Here is a 25375-nt window from a genome sequence, read left to right as displayed (position 1 = left end):
CATCGCGTCTTCACCGCGCCATTCACCGTGCCATTCATCGCGCCATTCATCGCGTCTTCACCGCGCCATTCATCGCGTCTTCATCGAAGGATGTGTTGCAATCATTAATTGAATTGGTATGCCCAATGCCCAACGTTAAACAAACAACAAACTAGAGGTAAAATCTATGACACTGTATCAAGTAACTCAAAGCACTGATAACGGAAACGGCAACACGGTAGGCACTCTCAGCTATGCTATCCGCCAAGCCAACGTCAATGCAGGAACTGATGCGATCGAGTTGAAAACCAACGTCAGAATTACGAGCGTGATGAAGACCCTGCTCAACAGTGACGCCTAACTAGGGCAAACTCATCTAATTAGGGACTTCCAAATAAAAAACATCCAATTTTTCTTGTGGGGTGGACATCTTGTCCGCCCCAAGCCTTGGGCGGGCGAGACGCCCACCCCACAAGTAGTAGTAATTTATTTGTTGGTAAAATGACACAGCCCAAATTACACTTCATCTCTGGATTACCCCGTTCGGGTTCCACCTTACTCGGAGCTTTACTGCGGCAAAATCCCCGATTTCACGCCAGTATGAGCAGTCCTGTGGGGGGTCTGGTCACCAGTATGCTCGAAGCCATGAGTGAGAATAATGAGTTTTCAGTCTTTATTACACCAGAACAAAAACGCGCTTTAACTTTAACGATTTTTTCAACTTACTATCAACCCCAAGCGGACAAAGCAATTATCTTCGATACCAATCGCCTTTGGTGTAGCAAATTGCCTTTAATCCACCAGCTATTTCCCGACGCGAAAGTGATTTGCTGCGTGCGGAATGTCGCTTGGGTAATGGATAGTGTCGAACGGTTGATTCGGAAAAATGCTTTTGATGTGTCGCGTTTATTCAATAATCCTGGCGAACGTTCTACCGTTTACACCCGCACCGAAGCTTTAAGTCAGTCGGGTAGATTAGTCGGCTTTGCTTATAACGCTCTCAAAGAAGCTTTCTATAGCGAATATAGTGAATCTTTACTCTTGGTGGACTACGACATATTAAGCCAAGCACCCGATAAAACCTTATCGCTGATTTATCAATTTCTGGGAGAGAAACCCTTCGAGCATGATTTTAGCAATGTGGAGTACGAAGCCAACGAATTCGATCGCCGACTCAACACCAATGGACTGCATCACGTCCGCTCTAAAGTCGAGTTTCAACCTCGTGCAACCGTTTTACCCCCTGATTTATTCGCTCAATATGAGGGTTTATCTTTCTGGGAGACTCCCACCAGCAGTAGTCTAGCGAATGTGATTGTCGCCCAGCAGCCACAGATTCCCCTAGCACCCCCGCTGGAGAATGGAAGTATGGCAAACGCGTCTAGTGTTTTTTCCAACTTGAGATGATTTTAAACCAGAGGCGGCGTTGCTGATTGAGAATATGAATGAACCTCACGCACAGGAGCCACTGCGCCCTTGCGGGTTAAGAGACTTGAAGCAAGTAGCGTCGCGCACCAGTAGCTCCAGAGTAAGAGTTGAGAAGAGTTGATTTTTGAAATTTCATATTCAAATTCAGCAATGCTTAATACCGTTTCACTTTAAATGATGATACAAATACGTTGGTAGGGGCACGGCAATGCCGTGCCCCTACGCGAAATCTATATGTATCAGGGTTTTAGTGAAATAGTATAAGAGGCGATCGCTATTAAATAAGTCGGAAGTACAGTCAAGGATCGCACAAAATTATTACAAAAAATAATGGAGTACAAACCTAAAAAGTTTAATACTCCATTTTGAAAGGAAAGAGTAGGACATAAGCCGGGTTCTGTTCTCTTGCGAGGGCAGTTATCTATCTGGGACGCCTGTTACCAGACGCCTCTAGCGGCTCTCATTGAGCGGAACTGGTAAAAGACCAACCATAGTTCCTATCGCCTTGCTCCCAACCGGGGTTTACCGAGCCAGCACCTCTCGATGCTGCTGGTGCGCTCTTACCGCACCTTTGCACCCTTACCAGGGACTGGGGATTAGGGATTGGGGATTGGGGATTAGGAAAATTCTTCCCAGTCCCTAGTCCCTAGTCCCCAGTCCCTAGTCCTGGCGGTATCTTTCTGTGGCACTATCCTCACGATCGCTCGCACTGGACGTTATCCAGCAAGTCTGGTCTTTCGGGAGTCCGGACTTTCCTCAAACCAGTGACTATGACTGATCTGCAACCGCCTGCGCCTACTCTCTCCCTAGATCCAGTTTAATCTGGGATGGGATACTCTGTTAAGTTTGCTGTTGGTTGTTGACAATTAACTGTTAACTGTTAACAACCAACACGAAAAGATGTGCTGCATTGGATGCGCGACAGCTTATTACTTCTTTTTATTCCAAGGTAGGGCGTAAGTCCAAGGTAGTTTCCTGACTGTGAAAGGACAATTGATAATGCTAATGGGAGGAAAATTGACACCAGGAGCTAAACCCACACGCACCTCAGAAATTCTTAATACTAATTGTAGGGAAAATTCTAACTCCTTTCTTCCATTTATAAAGTCGTTGTACAATTTTTTTTGCCCTTTTTGCAGTCCACCGATATCAACTAATGGTTTTTTCGCTGAGTAGGTTCCAGTTGCTTGATCGCGCTGCAAAACATCTTCTGCTGTGACTGTCTCGGAAAGTGTTTTCTTGGGGGCAATCAAGCTGGGACTTTGGGGTACAGCTAAGTCGCGGGTTAAGTCTGGTGATTTGCGAATTACTCGGCGCGATTGTTTCGTATGTTCAACTACCAGAGAGCTATTATCCCAATCAACGTATACGGCAATATTATCAGATTTATTTTCAATGCCAAGGGCTAAATCTTTCAGGTCGTCAATGGGGTAGGAGGATTTGAATTTAAAGGATATTCCAATTTTGTCATCGAGATTTAGTTCTTTTAGCTGCTCATCAACTATTCCTTTTTTAAATTCAAATTTAATTTGGTCGTCGATGGATTCAACCATTCGGTTAAAAACATAGGAGACACCAATAATATAAATCGTCAAAACTACTAAATTCTGGTCGCTACTCCTCATAATTAAAAAATATTAACTCCCGATGCTAATGAATATATATTCGATTCATTGTTCATTGTGCAATCTTTAGTTGCGTTTAGTTGGGACAGAGTTTTGCAGCCAGCCTCGTCGCCAAAAAAACAATAGCAGACAAAGTGCGATCGCCACCATTATTCCCAAACACATTGGGTAACCCCAATACCAATTCAATTCAGGCATATTATATGGTGATTTCTCAGTATTGAAATTCATACCATATATTCCGGCAACAAAAGTCAATGGAATAAAAATTGACGAAACCACCGTTAGCACTTTCATGATTTCATTCATTTTGTTGCTCACAGCCGAAAGATATACATCCATTAATCCAGATGCTAATTCTCGGTAAGTTTCTACCATATCCATTACTTGCACTGTATGGTCATAACAATCTCGTAGGTAAATTCGCACATCTTCACTAATTAAATCACTGCCATCACGAATTAAAGAATTAATTGCATCTCGCTGCGGCCAGATAGCACGACGCAATTGCAGTAATTCTCGCCTGATTTGATAAATACTTTGTAGTGTTTGCGGAGTAGGTTTAACTATTACTTCCTCCTCTAATTCTTCGATTCGCTCACCATAAAGTTCCAGCACAGGAAAATAACCATCAATAATCGCATCTAACAGAGCATAAGTTAAATAATCAGCTTTTTGAGAGCGGATGATGCCTTTAGCTTTTTCAATTCGCGATCGCACTGGTTCAAAGCAATCATGCTCTGGTTCTTCTTGGACTGTGAGCAAGTAATTTTTTCCCAATATTAAACTCACTTGTTCGCTGTAAAAACCACACGTTCTTTCCTTTGGTACTACCATGCGAGCAATGAAGAGTAATTGGTCTTCATAATCCTCTGTTTTCGGACGCTCAGGTACATTGACCACATCTTCTAAAACGAGAGGATGTAAATCAAAAACTCGACCCAATCTTTGTAATATATCTTGAGAGCCTAAACCTTGTACGTCTACCCAAGAAATCGTTTCCATCTCTAGATATGGAATACATTCTTCTGGAGTTGCTATTTGTTCGCGGGTAAAATTGGTCTGGTTATAGTCAATCAAGAAAATTATTGGCGCTGGAGCGTCTGCATCAATAATAATGGTTCCTGGCAGAGTTCCTGGTTGGTGATGGAACTCATCTTCAAATGTCTTAGTTACTACTTTCAGAGCGCGGCGCAGTTTTCGTGCCATGAAATATTACCTAATAGTCATTAGTCATTAGTCATTAGTCATTGGTCATTAGTGAATGACAAATGACATACACGTAATTTTACAAAAATTAATACAAAGATGGTAATTTCTAAATTATGCAATTATTTCCGTCGCTCATTTGGTCACCAGCGTTTTGTTATTAGTCAGTTGTATTCAGAACTAACTACTGAAAAGTTTCATAATTAATACCAATTTGAAATCAAAATGCGACAGATGTGTGGGTAGGGGCGTACAGCTGTACGCCCCTACAGCCGATTCATGTGTTGGAAATATTTTTGAAAATGGTATTAAGTTTATTTAAATTCAGTGAGTTACCAGCAATACAGATAACATATTGCTTCTGAATCAGCAATGATGAGTATAAAAAACAGTTTGCCTTGACAAGACAAACTGCTTCAAAAATATTTACGTAAGGATTCAGGGGCAGAGCCAGAGACCTATCCGGCTCTGCTTGTTAATTCTAAATTCTGAATTCTGAATTCTGAATTCTGACATACCTGGGTGAGCAGAAATTAGAACATGCCGCCCATGCCGCCCATGCCGCCCATGCCACCCATACCGCCCATACCGCCCATATCAGGGGCAGGAGCAGCGGATTTCTTTTCAGGCTTTTCAACAACGATCGCTTCGGTGGTTAAAACTAAACCAGCAATGGAAGCAGCGTTTTGTAAAGCTGAACGCACGACCTTAGCAGGGTCAATGATCCCAGCAGCGATCAAATCTTCAAATTCACCAGTAGCAGCGTTGTAGCCAATGTTGAATTCGGCATCCCGGACTTTAGAGACAATCACAGAACCTTCTGCACCGGCGTTATCTGCGATTTGACGCAAGGGAGCTTCCAATGCACGCTGGACAATATCAGCCCCAATTTTTTCTTCTGCATCCAGGGTGTTTTTAATTGCTTCTACTGTCTTGGATAGGTGAATCAGGGTCGTTCCACCACCAGGAACAATACCTTCTTCCACGGCAGCTTTTGTGGCGTTGAGGGCGTCCTCAATTCGCAATTTACGGTCTTTGAGTTCGGTTTCTGTGGCTGCACCCACTTTAATCACTGCCACGCCACCAGCTAGCTTAGCGATGCGTTCTTGGAGCTTTTCTTTGTCGTAGTCGGAATCAGTTTCTTCCAACTGTCTGCGAATTTGACCAATCCGCTTTTGCACTTCTGGCTTGGTGGAACTGCCAGCGACAATTGTGGTGCTTTCTTTATCAATGGTGATTTTGCGGGCAGTTCCCAGGGTTTCTAGAGAAGCGGTATCCAGGCTCAAGCCGATTTCTTCAGAAATCAATTGTCCATCGGTGAGAATGGCAATATCTTGGAGTAAAGCTTTGCGGCGATCGCCAAACCCAGGCGCTTTGATGGCAGCTACGGCAAGTACACCCCGTGCTTTGTTCACTACCAAAGTTGCCAAGGCGTCTCCTTCGACATCTTCGGCGATGATCAGCAAAGGCTGACCCGAACGGGCGACTTTTTCCAACACCGGTACTAAATCCTGGATGGTGCTGATTTTTTTATCAGTAACCAGGATGCGGGCGTTTTCAAATTCTACGATTTGCCGCTCGTTGTTGGTGACAAAGTAGGGAGAAATATAACCCCTGTCAATCTGCATCCCTTCAACTACTTCTAGTTCAGTTGTCAGGGATTTAGATTCTTCAACGGTGATTACACCATCTTTGGTGACTTTTTCCATTGCTTGGGCTAGCATATTGCCAACTTCTTCGTCGTTACCGGCGGAGACAGTGGCAACTTGAGCGATCGCACTTCCTTCTACAGGCTTAGCTATTTTGGCAATTTCTTCTACCAGGGCTTCGATAGTTTTATCGATCCCACGCTTTAAGCTGACTGGGTTAGTACCAGCCGCAACGTTCTTTAGACCTTCTCGAATCAAAGCCTGCGCCAAAACTGTAGCAGTTGTAGTGCCATCCCCAGCGACATCCTTAGTTTTAGATGCTACTTCCTGGATGAGTCTTGCACCTGTATTTTCCAAAGGATCTTCTAATTCAATTTCCTTGGCAACAGTGATACCATCGTTGACAATTTGAGGTGCGCCAAATTTTTTCTCTAAAAGGACATTGCGACCTTTGGGTCCCAAGGTGATTTTTACGGCATCGGCAAGGGCGTTAACACCCCTTTCTAGAGCTCGCCGCGATTCCTCGTCAAATGCAATAATTTTCGCCATGTTTTATTTCTCAAGCGCTTCCATTAGACAATTTAGCACTCACAGAGCAAGAGTGCTAATGTCTCCAGCAAGTCAAGTTACAAATGGAAATGAAAAATTGATTAATATACAGGTGATGCTCATATTAGATACTGGCAGTAATGCTTGAATTGGGAGATGAACCTAGACAACTCCCTTAAGTCCCTTGGTATTGCCGACCCTAGCGGCACCGGCTGGTTGGCAGTAGTATTTACGTTCCTCTTAGCTTGGCTTGTAACCTGGCGTTTAATTCCGACAGTACGCAAATTCGCCTTGCGGGTAGGTTGGGCAGACCAACCCAACGCACGGCGGCTTAACCGAGAACCTTTGCCCAATGCAGGTGGGCTAGCTATCTACGCGGGTGTAATTGCCGCGCTGGTATTAGCTAGTCTTTTACGACCGATCGAACTCCAAAATGTATTAGCCCAGGTACTAACTATTCTCTTGGGGGCTTCAATATTAGTCCTTGTGGGCTTTATTGACGATCAGTTCGGTTTACCGCCCTCCGTTCGTTTGTGGGCACAAATTGTCACAGCACTGTTGCTGGTAGCTAACGGTATCAGTGTGCAAGTTACATTTGGCACTCCCATCGACTCGCTTCTCTCCATGTGCCTGACGGTACTATGGGTAGTAGGGATTACCAACGCCATCAATTTGATGGATGGTATGGATGGTTTGGCGGGAGGAATCAGCTTTATTACCGCCATGAGTTTATTAGGCGTTTCAGCCCAATTTAACAACCGTGCAGCGGCAACTTTAGTTTTGGCAGCCTTAGGAGGTGCGGCACTGGGCTTTTTGCGCCACAACTTCCATCCATCACGAATTATTATGGGTGATGCTGGAGCATACTTTTTCGGTTATGTCTTGGCAGCAACTAGTATTTTAGGCAAACTACAACAAAACACAATCTATGCCCTCATACCCACAGTTTTATTTCTGTTATTGCCAGTGCTAGATACTACTCAAGTATTTGTGCGACGGCTATTAGCAGGAAATAACCCTCTAAGTACTCCTGGCAAAGACCACCTGCACCACCGCTTGCTGGCTTGGGGATTCTCCCAACGCCATGCAGCGTTTACGTTGTGGGGAATTACCTTGGTTTGCAACTTACTAGCCATGAGAATACAAGGTATGAGTTTGGCTGTAATGTTAACTACCGCCAGTAGCATTATTATTCTTTTGGGCTTTACTGTGTGGCAAAGAATACGCCAACAAAATTAGTACACTTTCGCGGATATAAGGAATTCTAAAAAATAAAATCCTCAGTGATTAGGAATAATAATCATTGTAGAGTGTGGGAAGTCAGAGCTGGTATCAGCAGCCCTGACTTCTCTTTTTGTAGTAATGTCAAATTCGGATAATTACTTAGGGACTTCCAGAAAATAAATTATCCCAAATTGTTTGTACATTTGTAGGGGCGCACAGCTATTGGTGTCTTACTAAAGTTCAAGTCTGTCCCTCTGGGAGTCGCAAAGGGACAGTTTTGGGTAGTAAAACCTGTTAGAGGTCTCTTGATTGAGTTTAGGATATGAGCCATAAAACTCACGTTTTATTAACAGAAAATTTAGACGCTACTTTTTTAGTCGGTGTGTATATTTCCTTGTAAAGTTTGACTATTTTTTGTTGAAGAATCTAAAATATTTTTTCTTTTTTGTGTTGTTTTACTGATTTAACTTACCTCATTTAACTGCTGGTTTTGGGATATTTAGATATTAAAAATATTCCAAAAATAAGTTCATACAAAAATGAATTTAAAACCAAGAAATGATGAGAATTTTCTCATGATTGATTATGCAATATTATGGTAATTTGGTATGCAAATCACTTGGATTTGTGTAGTTTTTTGTTGCAGTAAAAATGAATAGGATCTGTAAGCTCTTCATCTTAACATCCAGCTTTAGCATTGCCACAACCTGTATTAGTACACCAATTTTCGCTCTAGAAAATCAGCAACAGCCTTCTCTAACAGACACATCACAATTAACATCTGTTTCTCAACTATCTGACGTAAAATCTACAGACTGGGCTTTTCAGGCTTTACAATCACTCATTGAAAGATATGGTTGTATTGCTGGGTATCCGAACGGAAATTATCGCGGTGAACGTGCAATGACACGTTATGAATTTGCAGCTAGTTTAAATGCTTGTTTAACAAAAGTGCAAGAATTAATTGCCACAAGCAACAGTAGTTTTACAACTAAAAAAGATTTAGATTTAATCCAAAAACTGCAAGTAGAATTTTCTTCAGAATTAGCAAAATTACGCAGCCGGATGGATACTTTAGAAAGTAGAACGTCTCAGCTAGAAGCAAATCAATTTTCTCCGACAACAAAATTGGAAGCTGAAGCGATTTTGACTGCTGCTAGTATTTTTGGCGAAAACACTGCCGATAGTGATGATAATCGAGAGAACAATTCAAAATTGGATAATAATCTCATATTTGCTCAGCGTGTACGTTTAAATTTTGTGACAAGCTTCACCGGAAAAGATGAATTAAATCTCCGCTTAGAATCAGGAAATATTCCAGAATTTGATGAGAGCATTACCGGAACAATAATGACTCGTTTAGGTTTTGATGAAGACACTGGTAATGATATCGGTTTAGATGAAGTATATTATTCATTTCCTATTGGTGAGAAGTTAAAAACAACAATTGCGATCGCGGAAATGGAATTAAATGATTTTGCTGAACCAATAAACCCTTTATCGAGTAGTGGTAGAGGTGCAGTTTCTCGTTTTGGTAGGTATAATCCGATTTTACGGAGTATGGACGGAACGGGGTTAGGAATTAACTATCAATTAAATCAAAAAACTCAGCTTGCTATTGCTTATATGGCTAATGATGCAGCTGTTCCGACGGAAAATAATGGCTTATTTAATGGTAACTTTGCTGCACTTGGGCACTTGTATTTTCAACCAGCTGATAATTTGGGTATTACTTTTACTTATGTTCATGGTTATTATGCAGGAATTGGCGAAACTGGAGTTAATTTGACAGGAAGTACAGGTAGTTTAACCGCCCGTAGTCCTTTTGGAAATGTTGCGACTACAGCAAATTCATTTGGGTTAGAAACTAGCTGGCGAATCAATCCAAAATTTGTGATCTCTGGTTGGATTGGTTATACAAAAGCCGAGTCAGGAGTCACGAATGATGATGCCGAGATTTTGAATTATGCTGTTAGTTTAGCGTTTCCTGATTTGGGAAATAAGGGTAATTTAGCTGGTTTAGTTTTGGGAATGCCACCAAAAGTTACCAGTAGTAGTTTAATTGCGGATAGAGATACCTCTTTACACATAGAAGGTTTTTATCGGTTTCAAGTGACAGATAATATTTCGATTACGCCTGGGTTATTTGTGATTACTAACCCTGAACATAACGCCAATAACGACAGTGTTTTTATTGGCACTATTCGCACTACTCTAAAATTTTAATGCTTAGTGGATAAGTTAGGGCGATCGCTGTTCAATAAATCAGTAAACCTCAATGCCTTGCTGATAAGGGATTTCCCAGAAATAGTTAGATATTTTTTATTTGGAAGTCCCTAAGACAATTTTGCAAGAGAAAATCCCCAAAATATCTTTAACATAACGATTTTTGGGGAAAAACTTAATTACCACAAGCAATAAATCAACGTCTGTAGCTTGCTTCCCTAAAGGAATGACTATCTTTCGTTTTGAATCTTGTCGCTTGCTTCTTGTATGGTGTGTTGGTGTGAGACTTAAAGCTTCTAATTTGCCTACCCACCAACAACAACCGCGCTACCTGTTCAGCAGCATTTGTTAACAAAGTTGAGGTTTGAGAAATCGCCTCACTTAGTTGACAAGGATGAGTCAAAATACTATTGAAGTAATCGATACCTTGCTGGAAATTTATTTCCGCACCTTTGCCAATGGTACCGACAAGTGCAATCACTGGTAAGTTATAACGCTTGGCACGCTTGGCTACTTCAGCCGGAATTTTACCGCGTGGGGTTTGAAAATCAATGCAGCCTTCCGCCGTAATCACTAAATCAGCTTTGGGAATCAGATTATCTAAGTCCAAATACTGCATGACGATATCGTAGCGCGAGTGTAATTTAGCCCCAATTAAGGCGTGTAAACCTGTACCCAAACCACCAGAAGCACCGCCACCAGGCATTTGGCGCACGTCAATATTTAAATCTGCCTTGATGACTCCGGCGTAGTGTTCAAGTGTAGAAGCCATTGCTTCCACTGTTGCTGGGGATGCACCTTTTTGAGGGCCGAAAACTCTAGCCACACCCTTGTCACCACACAGGACATTATGCCAGTTACAAGCAACATCAATTTGGACTTGATTTAAACGGGAATCTCGCCCAGATAAATCAATGCCTTTGAGTTTAATTAATTCGCCACAACCCAAACCCAATTCCTTACCGTTCTCATCCAACAACTTCACACCCAAAGCTTGCGCCATTCCAGCACCGCCATCATTAGTCCCAGAATCACCACAGCCTACTAAAATGCGCTCTGCACCAGCATCTAAGGCAGCCTTAATTAACTCCCCAACCCCGTAGGTTGTTGTCATCATGGGATTTCGCATATCGGAGGGTACGAGACGCAACCCCGCCGCAGCCGCCATTTCTAACACGGCAGTTTTTTTCGTAGTTCCACCAAGGAAGCCGAAATGAGATTGTACTTTTTTTCCAACAGGGCCGGTTACTTCCAGGTGATGTAAAGTACCGCCTGTGGCTGCTACCAGAGTTTTAGTAAAGCCTTCACCACCATCTACTAGGGGTGCTTTACAGATATTTACATCTGGTAAAACTCTAGTGATACCAGTAGCTATGCAATCAGCTACTTGTTCTGCATCAAGACTTTCTTTAAATCCAGAGGGAGCGATTAAAATGTTTAGTGTCATTATTAATTTCCTGCGGCTATCTAGCCGCTTTTTTTGTCATTAAATTGGGGAGTGGGGGAGATGAGGGGGATGAGGAAGATGAGGGAGATGGGGAGACAAACTCCAAACTCCAAACTCCAAACTCCAAACTCCTAACTCCTAACTTCCCACTCAAAACGATAGCCCTACCCAACGCCACCAGGTGTAGTAGAACACGAGAACTAAAGCGAAGTGAACAACAATCATTACCGAACTTAGCCTGAGTAAATCTGTTGGTTTAAAGCCATCTTCTTCTGCATCTTGGTAAACCATCAGTGCTTTGGAACTGACGGGGAAGGTTAGGCAATAGTCCATACCTAAGGTGCCCAGAAATAAGACAGCAACAGGATTTATGTCGAGACTGCTGGCGAGATACAGCAGGGGAGGGACTAAAGCGGCTGCTCTTGCTGTGTGGGAAGTCATATAAATGTGGGAAGTCAAACTAATGATGGTAAGCAGCACCAGAATGAGAAAGTGGGATTTGGTGCTGTCGATTTCACTGAAGCCAAAGACATGATTAATAATCCATTCTGATGCCCCAGAACTGATTAATGCGCGTCCTAAAACTAGAGTTGCACCTACGAAAATAATGAGATTCCAAGAAACATCTTTGACTGCATCTTTCCACTTCATCACCCCAAAATAGGGCGCGGTGAGAATCATGGCACCGATGATGGTGACGGTGGCAATTTCTAAACCATGCCATTTCTCGGTTAACCACAGCGCCAACATCAACAAGACAATTAATAATGTCTTGCGTTCTGGTACAGATAGGGGTGTTGATTGCAAACATTCAACATCCAACTTTTGTTGCAAGGATTTTTTGTCTAGAAACAACCGCATGATTACCCAGCAGCACGTATAACTGGCAACAATTCCAAAGGGTAAACCGTAAAGCAACCACTGGCTAAAAGATATATCTTTGTCGGAAATTTCTTGTAATAAATCCTTAGCAACTAAATGAGAACCTGCACCAGTTAAGGAAGCAATTGTAGACACCAATATAATTGAAGGCATCAACAACGCCAAAGCGCGACGGGTACGCTTTTCCTCTACAGCGTTGGCGACGCTGCGAAAAATCGGATGGGTAACAGCAGCGCGTCCAGAGGTGGAAGGAATCAAAAAGGAGAGCGGAATTAAGACTGTAGTGAGCAACCAAAATAAGCTGCTGACGTTGTGCGCTTTGGCTGCTACTGCTTGAGTTAGTCTTGTGGCTAAACCAGTTTGCTTAACTGCACCTCCCAAAACAAACGCGCCTATCATTAACCAGACAACATCCGAACCCAAGGATTCAAAGAAATCTTCTTGGGAAATGCCGCCAGTTAACAACAGCATGAGTACCGATACCAAGGCAATGTAACCAGCATTTATTGAGGTCGTTGACCACAATATTACGGTTAGGAGAAATACAAATACAGTCAACCGCCCTTGTATAGATAAGCCATCGGGTAAAAATACTATGACACTGGATATAGAAGTTAAAAATAGTGCCAATAGTAATTTTGGTTGCCAACGGCTTGATTGCCGAAAATATTGCAAAAATCTATTCAATTGCGTATTTATGGTGTTATGATTCTGATGTTTCTGACTGATTGTCATCTCTGAGCTTTATGCTCTATTTAATTTTAGATATCTGTTTTTATTAAGTTGCCTCCTCATGAAAATAAAAGGATTATTGAGTGTCAATTAATTTGTTCTTAAAGTAAGTTTAATCAGAACTTTATGAGAAGTTAATTAAGGAAGCATGAGAACATTCTCATAAAAGCAGTGCTGTATGAGAGCAGAATTCAGGAGTCAGAATGGGCTACGCCCCGCTGCGCTAACAGAATTGGGAAGTAAAACAGGCTTTATACGTGGCTTTTAGACGAATCCTTATGTACTTCACTTTCCTTGAAATCTGCTGTCGTTGATTGTAGGGTGGGTGTTGCAATATTAGCCCTACTATGGTCTATTTTCTGTATGGGGAAGTGGAAGAAAATTTTGATCTCAGGAAACCTGAAATTGGAAGTTGCCAGAGTTAGAAGGAGGTAGAGCGATCGCTCACTACATTTTAAAAGCTACAACAGAAACCGTGCATTTGGGCGGCTTCTCCCATCTGCTAAAGCCAGCACTGACTATTGATTCTGGTGATACAGTTGATGTAGAAACTTATACTGGTTACTACGTTTATGACAAAGCACCACCAGAGTTTCTGACACCAGAATTTCTCGATATCTGCCAAAATCTTCTACCAGAGCGCAAAATCGCTGGGGGACCGCATTTACTCACAGGGCCAATTTACGTGCGGGATGCCGAACCAGGGGATGTTTTAGAAGTCAAATTAGAGGCGATCGCACCTCGTTTACCTGTAGGCTTTAATGCAATTCGCACAGGTTGGGGAGCTTTACCACATCAGTTTCCTCAACCCGCCTTAAGATTCATTCCTCTGGATTTAGCAAACAATATTGCCGAATTTCCCCCTGGTGCTGGGATCAAAATTCCCCTGAAACCGTTTTTTGGAATTCTTGGTGTTGCTACTCCAGAAACCTCTCGAACTTCCGTCCCACCAGGCTCTTACGGCGGTAATATTGATAACCGCGAACTCCAAGCAGGTTCTCGTTTATTTTTGCCGATTTTTGTCCCAGGTGCATTATTTTCCATTGGTGATGGACATTCCGCACAGGGTGATGGCGAAGTCAATGTTACCGCCATTGAAACTTCCATGAACGGTAGAATTACACTCAAACTTCGCAAGGATTTACAACTGACAGCACCAATTGCGGAAACTCCGACTGATATTATTACAATGGGTTTTGCTCAAACCTTAGATGAAGCGTTAGAACTGGCTTTAAAAAACATGATTGATTTTCTGGAACGCTTCACAAATTTGTCGCCAGAAGATGCTTATGTATTGTGTAGTTTAGCTGTGAATTTTCACATTACTCAAGTTGTGAATAGTCCCCAAAAAGGGGTACATGGGATGTTACCAAAATCAATTTTATCCCAGACTATTAATTTATAAGTAGTTAGGCGTTTTTCGCGCAGTGTAATTCCTTATGAAACTTGAACCACTTTTAACTTTACGTGTCCATATCACTGCTCCTCTGGAGAGCGGAACAGGACCATACGGGAGTCGCCTCATTTTTAATATAGGCGGAGGAACCTTTGAGGGAGCGCGATTGCGGGGAAAAGTCCTTCCGAGCGGCGGCGATTGGATTTTGGTCGATGCCGAGGGAGTTTGGCACCTCGATGTTCGCTTGTTGCTTGAAACCGAAGATGGTGCGCGGATCTACGTTCAGTATCATGGGGTGGTGGTGATGAATGAGAAGATAGGCACTGCCCTTGCTGGCGGGGGCGTCACCGAGTATGGCGATACCTATTTCATGACCCAGCTGCGTTTTGAGACTGGGGATGCGCGTTACGGTTGGCTGAATCGGGTTGTGGCGGTGGGTGAGGGACGCTTGGAATCTGGTGTGGTCGAATATCGCGTTTATGAGCTGGTGAACGATTCAAATTGAAGAGTTTAATTGAGTTTCAGCAATATTTTTGTTAAGCGATCGCCTAAATGTTCAATAGATTGTTGCTGTTTGGGATCTTTTAATGTGCCATCAGGATTAAAAGCTTCGTAAGCTTTGGATATGGCTACCTGATCGGGAAGTACCAAAACTTTGATGTTTCCCAAAATAGAACGCAGGTGAACCAACCCCCGCAAACCACCAAGACCCCCTGGAGAAGCGCTCATAATCGTAGCAACTTTATCTGCAAAAGCAGCCAAGGGAGCTTCATTTGGAGATGGACGGGATACCCAATCAATGGCGTTTTTCAAAACTCCCGTGACCGAACTGTTATATTCAGGTGAAGCAATCAAAAATCCCTGATGAGAAATCATTAAATCCTTCAATGTACGGGCATTGGCTGGTAGTCCTTCTTGAGCTTCCAAATCTTCATCAAACAAAGGTAAGGGCAAATCCCGTAGATCTAAATAAGTCACTTCTGCGCCTGCTGCCTTGGCACCAGTGGCGGCGATTTTTACCAATTTTTTGTTGTAAGAATCTATACGGGTGCTACCAGCAAAAGCTAGGATTTTGGGTGTAAATGCCATAGTTCTAGGTGGATTGGCTGACTCAGTTGCATTATCCTGTTTTCAGGCGATCGCTTTTTGCAACCTTTAGTTTTTCTTTACATAATTACACTAATTGAGAAAGAAGTGTCTATCCAAGCGCAATGGGCAATTCAGAAGATTAAAACAGATAGAATAGTCTCAAGCGAGGAGAAGTAACTAAGGAAAAGCGCAATGGGAAATCCATTTCCTGGAATGAACCCATATTTGGAACAGCCTGAACTTTGGCATCAAGTTCACAATCGTTTGATTGTAGCGATCGCTGATGACCTGACTCCTCAAATTGCGCCGAAATACCGAGTTTCCATAGAAGAACGAGTTTACACTAGTGTAGATGATATCTTACTTGTGGGAATTGCTGATGTAGCAGTTGCTAACCGTAACACTACAGATATCAGCACAACTTTGACTGCTGCAAAACTTACTGAACCCAGTAAAGTGAAGGTTCCCATACCAGAACAAGTAACAGAGCGATTTTTAGAGGTGCGAGCAACTCAAAGTAAAGAAGTAGTTGCTGTGGTAGAAATACTTTCCCCGAAAAATAAACGCTCAAAAGAAGGTAGAGCCGCCTACCAAAGCAAACGACAGAAAATTTTGGCTTCTGCAACCAACTTGGTAGAAATTGACCTTTTAAGACAAGGAGAGTCAATGCCTGTTCTCGGAGCGATCGCCACAGATTATAGTATCTTGGTGAGTCGCAGCTACAACAGACCTGATGCAGATTTATATACTTTCGACTTCAAACACCCAATTCCTGTTTTTCCTGTGCCTTTACGTGAAGGAGAACCTGAGCCAATAATTGACTTGCAAAGGTTACTCAATGAAGTTTACGAACGTGCTAGATTTGACTTGGCAATTGATTATTCACAACCTTTAAAAATAGTCAGATCGCCCCAGGAAGAAGCTTGGGTGAAAGAAATTTTGCAGAAAATATGAAGACTCCATCGAACAAAACTCAGCTGCATTATTCTGTTTTTAGGCGATCGCTATTTGCTACCTTTAGATTTTCTTTACACATTTCTTCTAAGCACTTACTGTTTAAAGCACCTTATCTCTTAGCTGAAAATTTAGAAGACGGCGAACATAAGCACTCCATGATTCGGCACTCGGTGGAAAGACTGACGCATAAAGCATAATACTGCTGATTGTGTCGAAGAATAAATCAGAATCGGCATCTGCTTGCAGTTCTCCCCTCTCCTTGGCTCGTTTTAGCACGAACGCAAACCCTTGCCGTCGAGGCTGTAGGTATTTTGTCCAATACATCTGAGCAAACTGAGGATTGGTTAATGCACTGTTAATAATCATGGCAACAGTCTGTTTTCCTAACGGGTTGAGTGTCAGTTGTGCAGCACTCTCGATTAGAGAATCGATATCACCCCAGAAACTACCTGTATCAGGTATCACAACTTCTTGTCTGAGACTTTCAATGGCATCTGCAATCAACTCTTCTTTGGAACTATATCGTCGGTAAATCGTGGTTTTGCCTACTCCAGCACGGGCGGCGATCGCATCAATACTCATGTGAGTAAAACCAACCTCTATGAGTAAATCAATTGTCGCTTGGAGAATTGCCTGATGAGACTCAACACTGCGGGGTCTTCCAGGACGCTTTTTAGCGGGTTCGCTCATGTAACAAGAACTTCATATTAACTTTTATCTCTAGCAAACCACAAATCTGGTTGACATTTGTATTTGATATTATCGATACTAATAGTATCGATAATATTTTGACGACTTATGTCTTTGCGAACTCGACCGAAATATACCAACAAAAATAGCACTCAAACTTTACGTCAAGGGCTGGAAGAATACTATGCGGTCAATTTGGATATCACTCATCCCAGCACTCAACCAGAGGATTTTGCCAAAATTTTGCTTGCTCATGATGCTAGTCATGTAATTTATGGCTGTCACACAAATATGTACGACGAACTTAAGCTTTTGCCGCTGACATTTTGGACGAGTGACTTCAAATTTAGAGATTGGTTGCGTGAGCGTCAGAATCCATCTGTAAATGTGATGTATGAAGACTTGATCAAGCGTTCTAGTGTGATTCGGTTATACAGTTCCATCTTTTTTGAATTACTGCGATTAATGCCAGAGTTGATTTCAATGTGGTTGACAACTCGTAACCATAAAACTTTCTTCCCGTTTCTTAACTTTCAACCAATGTTAGACCGTTCACTGTTAGAAATTCGTCAAGAGTTTGACCTTTTACCTTTCATCAAATAGACTTCTTTGTTTGGTTGCTTCCAACAGCTTAACGCTGGCGTAGATAGCATCAATGTGGGGTGTGGGAATTTGAGTGAGTTTTCCCAATTCTGCCACCGCGCCGACAATCGCATCTATTTCCGTGGGGCGTCCGGCTTCAATATCTTGCAGCATTGAGGTTTTGTGGGCACCAACATTTTCAGCCCCATTAATTCGCTGTTCTAAGGTAATGCCAAATTTTATACCTAAATTTTCGGCGATCGCCTGGGCTTCTGTCATCATTTGCCGTGCTAGTTCGCGGGTGAGGGGATAGCGGCAAATATCCTCTAAAGTCGCACCAGTGAGGGCGCTGATGGGATTAAACGCCACATTTCCCCACAACTTGATCCAAATTTCCGTGCGAATTTGATTGCGGATTGGTGCTTTAAATCCTGCTTGTTTAAGAGTTTGGGCTAATAATTGGATGCGATCGCTTTTACTGCCATCGATTTCACCAAGAGTAAAGCGATCGCCTTCAATATGCTTAATGACACCTGGTTCAATTATCTCAGTTGCCGGGTAAACAACACAACCAATGGCGCGGTCAACACCGATACCAGCTTCAACGATTCCCTCCGGATCAACAGATTGAATGCGTGTACCTTCATACTCGCCGCCATGATGACGAAAGTACCACCAAGGAATACCATTTTGGGCTGTAATCACCGTCGTATGCGGATTGTAGAGTGCAGAGAGGGAGGGGGCGATCGCTGGGACACTGTGAGCCTTAACAGTTAAAATTACTACATCTTGTGCCCCTGCTTCCTGAATATCGCTAGTTGCCAAAGCCGGATGAGCAACTTGGCTAGAACCGTCCGCCATGACTAGTTTTAGCCCATCTTTTTTAATTGCTTCCAAATGAGAACCACGAGCAATCAACGTCACTGTTTCACCAGCCAGTGCCAACTTTGCTCCTAAATATCCCCCGATCGCACCTGCACCAACAATACAGATCTTCATTTTCTCAAAAGAATATAGGTTATAGTTCAATACAGTTCAGTTAAGCCTAAAAGTATTCATGTAGAGACGCGATTCATTGCGTCTGAAAGACCAGTTTTCTTTGCCAATAAACTTTAACTGAACGGTATTGGGTTATAGTTTAGTACGATTAGTTGAAAAATTCCAAAACCTTATTATGCGACAATTTTATAATTAATAGGAACACTGTATGAACCAAAGTTTTCTCGATGCTGCCACAAGAGGTCAAAATGATTGGTGGCGTTATTTTTTAGGAGTTTTGTTGATTATTTTCTGCTACTTGTATGTAGGTTCATTCACTTCAGGTATTTTAGCAACTATTTTATTTTTAGTCTCAAGTACTGCAAATGGAAATGAAATTTCAAATTTACCATCTGAATTTCACAATCAATTAGAACTTTATTTACAAGCCTCACAAACTCGGTATTTTGTTATTTATAGTATTCCTGTGTTTTGTGCATGGCTGGGTATATTTATAACGATTAATTGGTTACACAAACGTAAAATTAAAACTTTGATTAGTGCTGATAGTTCTTTTAAATTTCAGCGTTTAATATCAGGCTTTGCAGTCTGGTTGATTATTTTAATAGCCTTCACAGGAGTAGATTATTTAATACAGCCACGAGTTTATTCATGGACTTTTGATTTAGTCAAGTGGCTGCCACTTTTTCCTTTGGTTTTAGTGCTTACTCCCATCCAAACCTCCGCCGAAGAATTTTTGTTTCGTGGCTATTTACTTCAAGGACTGGGGCTGTTATCTCGGCAACGACTTGTATTAATGATTGTTACTAGTTTCCTGTTTGCACTGCCACACTTGAGTAACCCAGAAATGCAGCGGGGAGAAATATGGGTAGCATTGCAATACTTTTCATGGGGTGTATTTTTTTCAGCACTTACCCTAAAGGATAATCGGCTGGAACTTTCTTTAGGTGCCCATGCAGCTAATAATATTTTTGCTTTTTTATTTGTTAATACTAAGGATTCGGTAATTCCTACACCTGCTGTATTAACTATGAACGATTCTGGAGATCCAAGGGTGGGTTTGGTTGTTTTCTGGGTAATGATTGCAATTTTCTACTACTTCTTCTTTGGTAGACGAAAAGAACACTCTACTTAAAAGGTTTGAAGACGCGATAAATCGCATCTCTACATCAGGATTTTTGGCTTATGTGAACTGTCTTGCTTTTTAAGGGGGGAACCGGAATCAAAATCCCCCGATAAGGGATTTCCAAGAAATAAATTATCTAAATATAGCGGTTCCCAATCACATCAGGTACAACATTATATCCAAAGGTGTAGGGGCACGGCAGTGCCGTGCCCCTACTCACTAGCTATAAACGAACCACAGAAGCGCAGAGAACACAGAGAGAGGAGAAATACAGAGGGTTTTTGCGTCGGTTTTGGGATATTTTTTATTTGGAAGTCCCTAAATTGGTGGATTTAGGGGTATCTAGAACCTTTTGCTACCGAGAAAAAAACTTTTCAAACATCCTCTAAAGGCCAAGATTTAAGAGTCAAGGTGCAATTTCCGAGTTCAAAGGTGCAACTTCCAGGCTCAAAGGTGCAACTTCCAAGCTCAAAGGTGCAACTCCAGGCTCAAAGGTGCAACTTCCGAGTTCAAAGGTTCAACTTCCGAGTTCAAAGGTTCAACTTCCAGGCTCAAAGGTGCAACTTCCAGGCTCAAAGGTGCAACTTCCAGGCTCAAAGGTGCAACTTCCAGGCTCAAAGGCTCAACTTCCAGGCTCAAAGGCTCAACTTCCAGGCTCAAAGGCTCAACTTCCGAGTTCAAAGGCTCAACTTCCAGGCTCAAAGGCTCAATGATTTCTTGATTTTCCCCACTCCCACACTCCCTACTCCCTACTCCCCTATATTAAGCAACTTCGCCATCGCCAACCGTTGCAGTTTCCCAGTGGCACCACGGGGTAGTTGATCTAAAATGTGAATTTGCTTGGGCACTTTGAAATTTGCCAGCATGGTTGAACAGTGAGTTAAAAGTTCTTTTTCGCTGGCTTCTGCTTTGAGGACAACAGCTGCATGGATATCTTCTCCTAAAGATTTGTGGGGGACGGCAAAGGCTAGGGCTTCAGCGACGGCGGGATGGCGCAGCAAAATATCATCTACTTCTAAGGGAGAAATTTTTTCCCCACCCCGGTTAATCAATTCTTTAATCCGTCCAGTCAGGCGGAGATAGCCATCTTCATCGACTGTACCTTGATCCCCTGTGCGGAACCAACCATTTACAAAAGCAGTGGCGTTGGCTTCTGGGTTATTTTCATAGCCGTCAATGACATTTGGTGCTTTTACCACCACCTCGCCCAAACTTCCTTGGGGTAGCAGGTTACCTTCGGAGTCCATAGTGCCGACTTCTACACCGAAGCCATAACCGACAGTACCAGGTTTGCGGACTTTTGGCGGCAAGGGATTAGTAGTCATTAAGTGGGATGCTTCAGTCATGCTGTAAGATTCCACCACAGGAGCATTGAGAGTTGCCTCCAGTTGTTCGATGATAATGGGGGGCAAAGAAGCACTACTAGAGCGAATAAAACGGAAGGGATTCGCTTTCACAATTTCTGTGTTGCGGCTAGCGCGTGCCAAAATTGTCTGGTGCATGGTTGGTGCTGCGGAGTACCAGGTAGGTTTGTAGGTTTCTACCAGTTTCCAAAACTCTAGGGCATTAAAACCATTGGGACAAACCAGTGTACCGCCAGATCCCAGAGTTGCCAACAAACAGCCCACTAAGCCGTGAACGTGGAATAGCGGCATTAAACAAAGTGTAGTGTCAGCTGCGGTGAGTGAATAAGCACCAATAATGTTGTTGGCAGAAGCAATGAGATTGCGATGACGAATTGGCACCCGCTTGGGACGGCTGGTGGTGCCGCTGGTGTGGAGAATCATTGCTATATCGTCAGATGAGGGGGATGAGGGGGATGAGGGGGATGAGGGAGAAAGTAATTCTTCTTTCCCCACATCCTCTTCCCTATGCCCGATGCCCCATGCCCGATGCCCTAATTCAAAGCTCAAAGTGCCGTCCGTGTTGACTTTGGCATTAATCAGCATCATATCGGGTGGGAGGGCGGCAATGGCTGCTTCTGGTTCCTCAGACAGCGTAATCAGTGCTTTTGCCTGGGTATCTGCATAGTAGAAGGCAAATTCTTCTTGCTTGTATTTGGGATTCAAAGGTGCAGCGGTGCCAGATAAAGCAGCAGCGAGAAAAGTAATTGCCATCGGTGAACCGTTAGTCATGGCAATGGCAATGCGTTCTTGGGGTTTGAGTCCAAAGCTATGGAGTTGGGATACCAGCCCAGTAACATTTTCGCGCAATTGCTTATAAGTTAGCGATCGCCCCCCAGGCGTAACTAGGGCTAAATGATTGTCTTCTCCTGCTAAAAGCTCAAATAAATTCATTTCAAAACCTCCAAAAGGTATTGGGTACTGGGTACTGGGGATTGGGAAGAGGATGGGAAGATAAGGGGAAAGACTTGTTGCAAGTTGTTTCCGTGTCTCCAATTCCCCTTGTCTCCCTCATCCCCCTCATCTCCCTCATCTTCCCCAATCCCCAGTCCCCATTCCCCATTCCCCAGTCCCCAGTCCCAAGCTAAAATTAAGTCAATCTTGTGTCTGTCGCTACTAATAAATCAGAAAAAACTTTTTCAGCAGCTCAACCAAATCGATAAATATGGATCGTCGGAAATTTATTAACTATGTTACTTTAGCAGGATCTAGCTTTGCCTTAACTAGTTGTATTCAAGGCAGAAATTCCAATTCATCGGGTGAAGTATCTCCTTTGGCATCGCCTGTAGTAGTAAATGAACCCCTGAAAGTGGGATTTGTTTATATAGGGCCTGTGGGTGATTTTGGCTGGACTTATGCTCATGATTTAGGTCGCAGACACATGGAAGCCAATCTTCAAGATAAGGTAAAAACTACCTTTGTGGAAAATGTCAATGAAGGTGCTGATGCTGAAAGAGTAATTCGCCAATTAGCATTAGATGGTAACAAGTTGATTTTCACAACTTCCTTTGGCTACATGAACCCAACAATTAAAGTTGCCAAGGAGTTTCCTAACATTTTCTTTGAACACTGTACAGGATACAAACGTGCTGCTAATGTTGGCACTTATTTGGGACGTTTTGAAGAACCGCGTTACTTAACCGGCATGATTGCTGGCAAGATGACAAAATCAAATGTAATTGGTTTTATTGGCGCATATCCAATTCCGGAAGTAGTTCGGGGAATCAGTGCATTTGCTCAAGGAATGCGGGTAACAAATCCCCAGGCAAAAGTTAAGGTACTTTGGGCACAAACTTGGTACGATCCAGCTAAAGAAAGAGAAGCAGCGCAAGCTTTGGTTAATTTAGGTGCAGATGTCCTGACCCAGCATACAGACTCTGGTGCTGTTGTACAATTGGCTGAGGAAAAAGGCATTTATGCTTTTGGCTATAACACTGATATGAGCAAGTTCGGTCAAAAAGCTCACCTGACATCAGCTATTAACAAATGGGGCAAATTCTATACAGATAAAGCTTTGGCTGTAATGACCAATGCTTGGAAATCTCAAGACGTTTGGGATGGTATTGGTCAAGAAATGGTAGATATTTCTCCGATGAATCAAGTGATTCCAACTGATGTACAACAATTAGTAAATGCTAAGCGAGATGAATTTATTCAAGGTACTGCACATCCTTTTGATGGGCCAGTGAAAGACCAAAAAGGTGTAGTGCGAGTCCCAAAAGGTAAGGTGTTAGATGATAAGCAACAACTGGCGATGGATTGGTACGTTGAAGGAATTGAAGGGTCAATTCCTCAAGATAAATCCTAGTTCTGAAACTCTTATTTCTTCTCTACGAGACGCTGCGCGAACATGGGTAGAGTATTCAGAATTCTGAATTCTGAATTCTGACTCCTTTTTATCTTTTTAGCTTGAGGAAAAAATGAATAAGTCAGTTTCTCGGTTGCAGGTGAGAAATATTAGCAAATCGTATTCTGGCTTTGTGGCGAATCATCAGGTAAACTTGGCAATTCAACCGGGAGAAATTCATGCTCTTTTGGGGGAAAATGGAGCGGGTAAGAGTACCTTAATGAAAATTATCTATGGGTTAGTGCGTCCGGATGCTGGTGAAATTCTTTGGGAAGGGCGACAGGTTAATATTAATAGTCCAACTGAGGCAATATCTCTGTTCATTGGAATGGTATTTCAGCACTTTAATTTATTTGAAACGCTGACTGTTACACAAAATATCGCCCTGACGCTGCCTCGTAGCGAAAAATGGGATTTATCACGAGTTGCTAAAAGAATTATCACACTATCAGCAGCATACGGTTTAAATATAGATTGCGATCGCCCTGTTCATACCCTTTCAGTTGGTGAAAAACAGCGCCTAGAAATTCTCCGGTGTTTGTACCAACGTCCAAAATTGCTGATTTTAGATGAACCAACGGCGGTTCTCACTCCCCAAGAAACGGAAACACTCTTTGCTACTTTAAGGCAAATCGCCTCTGATGGTTGCAGTATTTTATTTAGCAGTCACAAATTGCCAGAGGTACAATCTCTGTGCAGTCATGCTACAGTGCTGCGTCAAGGTAAAGTCGTTGCTAATTGTAACCCCCAAGCAGAAACAGCAGCGAATCTAGTCAGGATGATGATTGGTGCTGATGTGTCAGGGACTGGGGACTGGGGACTGGGGACTGGGAGGAAAGAAGAATTACTTTCTCCCTCATCTCCCTCATCTCCCCCAGGGCCAGTTTGCTTGCTGGTTAAGGATTTACATGTTAAACCCGAAAATCCTTACGGCACAACCTTGCAAAACATTAATTTGGAAATTCACACTGGCGAAATCGTTGGTATTGCTGGAGTGGCGGGGAATGGACAAACGGAATTAATATCAGCTTTGAGTGGTGAAATCATCTCTCCCCAGGCAGAAATGATTATGCTAGGTGAAATGCCCATAGCCAAAAGTGGTGTTACTGCGCGTCGCCGCCTGGGATTGGGATATGTTCCAGAAGAACGTTTAGAAAAAAGTGTGGTGCCAAGTTTAACTTTACTGGAAAATGCTTTGCTGACAGCCCACGGACAAGGGTTGTTACGCCGGGGGATGATTCGCTTTGGCAAGTTAAAAACCTGGACTCAAAGAATTTGTGATGCTTTCAATGTTAACCAAGCGGGGGTAAATTCTGTTGCTGCTAGTTTATCCGGGGGCAACTTGCAAAAGTTTATTATGGGGCGGGAGATATCCCAAAATCCAGCTGTATTAATTGCAGCACATCCAACTTGGGGCGTGGATGTCAACGCCACTGCCAGAATTCATGAAGCATTGATTGAAATGCGAGATACAGGTGCAGCAGTGCTGGTGATTTCTGAAGATTTGGATGAATTGTTTGCATTGTGCGATCGCATTGGTGCAATCTATAAAGGACAAATTTCTCCCCTCAAGCCAATTGCCCATACTAACCGCGATGAAATCGGTAGCTGGATGGCAGGAATTGGTTTTGATTGCCCATCAATCAAATAAGGGACTTCCAATTAAAAAAACATCCCACCGTAGGGGCGCACAGCTGTGCGCCCCTACAAATGTAAAAATAATTTGGGATAATTTATTTTTTGGAAGTCCCTAAGTCTGAAAAATCAAATTATCAGTGAGTTTTACTAAGGAAGGGATAAAGGGCGATCGCTTCATCTAAAATATTGCTGTGGTCA

General features: G+C 42.7%; 21 protein-coding genes and 1 other RNA gene. 11 read left to right on the top strand and 11 right to left on the bottom strand.

Annotated elements, in window-relative coordinates:
• The first annotated feature begins 166 nt into the window (after positions 1 to 166).
• Together IQ276_RS04340 and IQ276_RS04335 are read left to right on the top strand one after the other, a co-directional pair.
• The gene (locus IQ276_RS04340) at positions 167 to 340 is read left to right on the top strand and encodes a hypothetical protein (protein WP_190882160.1); all 174 of its coding nucleotides are present in this window, start codon (positions 167 to 169) and stop codon (positions 338 to 340) included.
• 56 nt (positions 341 to 396) lie between these two features.
• Positions 397 to 1386 (top strand): sulfotransferase family protein, encoded by a 990-nt coding sequence (locus IQ276_RS04335; protein ID WP_235115421.1) that lies wholly within the window; start codon positions 397 to 399, stop codon positions 1384 to 1386.
• A 392-nt stretch (positions 1387 to 1778) separates the two neighbouring features.
• Here IQ276_RS04335 and rnpB read toward each other — a convergent pair.
• The 4 genes from rnpB to groL all read right to left on the bottom strand — a co-directional run bounded on the left by rnpB (position 1779) and on the right by groL (position 6439).
• An RNA gene (gene rnpB, locus IQ276_RS04330) (RNase P RNA component class A) lies at positions 1779 to 2209 on the bottom strand.
• Positions 2210 to 2336: 127 nt separating this feature from the next.
• The gene (locus IQ276_RS04325) at positions 2337 to 3032 is read right to left on the bottom strand and encodes a hypothetical protein (RefSeq protein WP_193914778.1); all 696 of its coding nucleotides are present in this window, start codon (positions 3030 to 3032) and stop codon (positions 2337 to 2339) included.
• Positions 3033 to 3098: 66 nt separating this feature from the next.
• The gene (gene corA, locus IQ276_RS04320) at positions 3099 to 4241 is read right to left on the bottom strand and encodes a magnesium/cobalt transporter CorA (protein WP_193914780.1); all 1143 of its coding nucleotides are present in this window, start codon (positions 4239 to 4241) and stop codon (positions 3099 to 3101) included.
• Between the two features lie 533 nt (positions 4242 to 4774).
• Entirely contained in the window at positions 4775 to 6439 is a 1665-nt protein-coding gene (groL, locus tag IQ276_RS04315) for a chaperonin GroEL (RefSeq protein ID WP_190882157.1), read from the bottom strand.
• Positions 6440 to 6595: 156 nt separating this feature from the next.
• Between groL and IQ276_RS04310 the strand changes: the two genes are divergently transcribed.
• Together IQ276_RS04310 and IQ276_RS04305 are read left to right on the top strand one after the other, a co-directional pair.
• Positions 6596 to 7678 (top strand): MraY family glycosyltransferase, encoded by a 1083-nt coding sequence (locus tag IQ276_RS04310; protein WP_190882156.1) that lies wholly within the window; start codon positions 6596 to 6598, stop codon positions 7676 to 7678.
• 636 nt (positions 7679 to 8314) lie between these two features.
• Positions 8315 to 9889 carry an iron uptake porin gene (locus IQ276_RS04305; protein ID WP_193914782.1) on the top strand — a complete coding sequence of 525 codons (1575 nt, stop codon included), beginning with the start codon at positions 8315 to 8317 and terminating at the stop codon, positions 9887 to 9889.
• Between the two features lie 196 nt (positions 9890 to 10085).
• On the opposite strand, the gene IQ276_RS04300 is transcribed toward IQ276_RS04305, so the two are convergent.
• Complete coding sequence (locus tag IQ276_RS04300; RefSeq protein WP_228042890.1) at positions 10086 to 11336, bottom strand: glycerate kinase family protein; 1251 nt, start codon at positions 11334 to 11336, stop codon at positions 10086 to 10088.
• Positions 11337 to 11486: 150 nt separating this feature from the next.
• Positions 11487 to 12953, bottom strand: a complete 1467-nt coding sequence (locus IQ276_RS04295) for an SLC13 family permease (protein ID WP_193914784.1) — start codon at positions 12951 to 12953, stop codon at positions 11487 to 11489.
• A gap of 436 nt (positions 12954 to 13389) precedes the next feature.
• Between IQ276_RS04295 and IQ276_RS04290 the strand changes: the two genes are divergently transcribed.
• Entirely contained in the window at positions 13390 to 14355 is a 966-nt protein-coding gene (locus tag IQ276_RS04290) for an acetamidase/formamidase family protein (RefSeq protein ID WP_193914801.1), read from the top strand.
• Between the two features lie 34 nt (positions 14356 to 14389).
• Positions 14390 to 14851 (top strand): DUF3237 domain-containing protein, encoded by a 462-nt coding sequence (locus IQ276_RS04285; RefSeq protein ID WP_193914786.1) that lies wholly within the window; start codon positions 14390 to 14392, stop codon positions 14849 to 14851.
• A gap of 5 nt (positions 14852 to 14856) precedes the next feature.
• Here the strand turns inward: IQ276_RS04285 and IQ276_RS04280 are convergent, their stop codons facing one another.
• A complete protein-coding gene (locus IQ276_RS04280) occupies positions 14857 to 15435 on the bottom strand; it encodes an NADPH-dependent FMN reductase (RefSeq protein ID WP_193914788.1) in 579 nt (192 codons plus the stop codon).
• Positions 15436 to 15627: 192 nt separating this feature from the next.
• On the opposite strand from IQ276_RS04280, the gene IQ276_RS04275 reads away from it, so the two are divergent.
• Positions 15628 to 16389, top strand: coding sequence for a DUF4058 family protein (locus IQ276_RS04275; RefSeq protein ID WP_193914790.1), 762 nt, complete (start codon positions 15628 to 15630; stop codon positions 16387 to 16389).
• Between the two features lie 102 nt (positions 16390 to 16491).
• Here the strand turns inward: IQ276_RS04275 and IQ276_RS04270 are convergent, their stop codons facing one another.
• Positions 16492 to 17082, bottom strand: coding sequence for a TetR/AcrR family transcriptional regulator (locus IQ276_RS04270; protein WP_193914792.1), 591 nt, complete (start codon positions 17080 to 17082; stop codon positions 16492 to 16494).
• A gap of 108 nt (positions 17083 to 17190) precedes the next feature.
• Between IQ276_RS04270 and IQ276_RS04265 the strand changes: the two genes are divergently transcribed.
• Positions 17191 to 17685, top strand: a complete 495-nt coding sequence (locus tag IQ276_RS04265) for a hypothetical protein (RefSeq protein WP_193914793.1) — start codon at positions 17191 to 17193, stop codon at positions 17683 to 17685.
• Here the strand turns inward: IQ276_RS04265 and IQ276_RS04260 are convergent.
• Positions 17668 to 18663 carry a 2-dehydropantoate 2-reductase gene (locus tag IQ276_RS04260; protein ID WP_193914795.1) on the bottom strand — a complete coding sequence of 332 codons (996 nt, stop codon included), beginning with the start codon at positions 18661 to 18663 and terminating at the stop codon, positions 17668 to 17670. The genes IQ276_RS04265 and IQ276_RS04260 overlap by 18 nt on opposite strands.
• Positions 18664 to 18871: 208 nt before the next feature.
• Here IQ276_RS04260 and IQ276_RS04255 point away from each other — a divergent pair, with 208 nt between their 5' ends.
• Positions 18872 to 19798, top strand: a complete 927-nt coding sequence (locus IQ276_RS04255; protein ID WP_193914797.1) for a CPBP family intramembrane glutamic endopeptidase — start codon at positions 18872 to 18874, stop codon at positions 19796 to 19798.
• A 459-nt stretch (positions 19799 to 20257) separates the two neighbouring features.
• Here the strand turns inward: IQ276_RS04255 and IQ276_RS04250 are convergent, their stop codons facing one another.
• Both IQ276_RS04250 and IQ276_RS04245 read right to left on the bottom strand, forming a co-directional pair.
• Positions 20258 to 20491, bottom strand: coding sequence for a hypothetical protein (locus IQ276_RS04250; protein WP_235115420.1), 234 nt, complete (start codon positions 20489 to 20491; stop codon positions 20258 to 20260).
• Between the two features lie 47 nt (positions 20492 to 20538).
• Positions 20539 to 22086, bottom strand: a complete 1548-nt coding sequence (locus tag IQ276_RS04245; RefSeq protein ID WP_235115419.1) for an acyl--CoA ligase — start codon at positions 22084 to 22086, stop codon at positions 20539 to 20541.
• Positions 22087 to 22357: 271 nt separating this feature from the next.
• Here IQ276_RS04245 and IQ276_RS04240 point away from each other — a divergent pair, with 271 nt between their 5' ends.
• Together IQ276_RS04240 and IQ276_RS04235 are read left to right on the top strand one after the other, a co-directional pair.
• Positions 22358 to 23500 (top strand): BMP family ABC transporter substrate-binding protein, encoded by a 1143-nt coding sequence (locus IQ276_RS04240; RefSeq protein WP_235115418.1) that lies wholly within the window; start codon positions 22358 to 22360, stop codon positions 23498 to 23500.
• Between the two features lie 112 nt (positions 23501 to 23612).
• Positions 23613 to 25190 carry an ABC transporter ATP-binding protein gene (locus IQ276_RS04235; RefSeq protein WP_193921906.1) on the top strand — a complete coding sequence of 526 codons (1578 nt, stop codon included), beginning with the start codon at positions 23613 to 23615 and terminating at the stop codon, positions 25188 to 25190.
• Positions 25191 to 25375: the final 185 nt, after the last annotated feature.

Source organism: Desmonostoc muscorum LEGE 12446, from assembly GCF_015207005.2.
Classification (GTDB): domain Bacteria; phylum Cyanobacteriota; class Cyanobacteriia; order Cyanobacteriales; family Nostocaceae; genus Nostoc; species Nostoc muscorum.
The sequence above is the reverse complement of the archived record's forward strand: the minus strand, read 5'-3'. Positions and strand labels throughout refer to the sequence as shown.

Coding starts and splice junctions, on each gene's coding strand:
- IQ276_RS04255 (WP_193914797.1), top strand. CDS start 18,872: ATGAACCAAAGTTTTCTCGATGCTGCCACAAGAGGTCAAAATGATTGG.
- IQ276_RS04300 (WP_228042890.1), bottom strand. CDS start 11,336: ATGACACTAAACATTTTAATCGCTCCCTCTGGATTTAAAGAAAGTCTT.
- corA (WP_193914780.1), bottom strand. CDS start 4,241: ATGGCACGAAAACTGCGCCGCGCTCTGAAAGTAGTAACTAAGACATTT.
- IQ276_RS04275 (WP_193914790.1), top strand. CDS start 15,628: ATGGGAAATCCATTTCCTGGAATGAACCCATATTTGGAACAGCCTGAA.
- IQ276_RS04240 (WP_235115418.1), top strand. CDS start 22,358: ATGGATCGTCGGAAATTTATTAACTATGTTACTTTAGCAGGATCTAGC.
- IQ276_RS04270 (WP_193914792.1), bottom strand. CDS start 17,082: ATGAGCGAACCCGCTAAAAAGCGTCCTGGAAGACCCCGCAGTGTTGAG.
- IQ276_RS04265 (WP_193914793.1), top strand. CDS start 17,191: ATGTCTTTGCGAACTCGACCGAAATATACCAACAAAAATAGCACTCAA.
- IQ276_RS04325 (WP_193914778.1), bottom strand. CDS start 3,032: ATGAGGAGTAGCGACCAGAATTTAGTAGTTTTGACGATTTATATTATT.
- IQ276_RS04285 (WP_193914786.1), top strand. CDS start 14,390: ATGAAACTTGAACCACTTTTAACTTTACGTGTCCATATCACTGCTCCT.
- IQ276_RS04245 (WP_235115419.1), bottom strand. CDS start 22,086: ATGAATTTATTTGAGCTTTTAGCAGGAGAAGACAATCATTTAGCCCTA.
- IQ276_RS04280 (WP_193914788.1), bottom strand. CDS start 15,435: ATGGCATTTACACCCAAAATCCTAGCTTTTGCTGGTAGCACCCGTATA.
- groL (WP_190882157.1), bottom strand. CDS start 6,439: ATGGCGAAAATTATTGCATTTGACGAGGAATCGCGGCGAGCTCTAGAA.
- IQ276_RS04260 (WP_193914795.1), bottom strand. CDS start 18,663: ATGAAGATCTGTATTGTTGGTGCAGGTGCGATCGGGGGATATTTAGGA.
- IQ276_RS04295 (WP_193914784.1), bottom strand. CDS start 12,953: ATGACAATCAGTCAGAAACATCAGAATCATAACACCATAAATACGCAA.
- IQ276_RS04340 (WP_190882160.1), top strand. CDS start 167: ATGACACTGTATCAAGTAACTCAAAGCACTGATAACGGAAACGGCAAC.
- IQ276_RS04235 (WP_193921906.1), top strand. CDS start 23,613: ATGAATAAGTCAGTTTCTCGGTTGCAGGTGAGAAATATTAGCAAATCG.
- IQ276_RS04310 (WP_190882156.1), top strand. CDS start 6,596: ATGAACCTAGACAACTCCCTTAAGTCCCTTGGTATTGCCGACCCTAGC.
- IQ276_RS04305 (WP_193914782.1), top strand. CDS start 8,315: ATGAATAGGATCTGTAAGCTCTTCATCTTAACATCCAGCTTTAGCATT.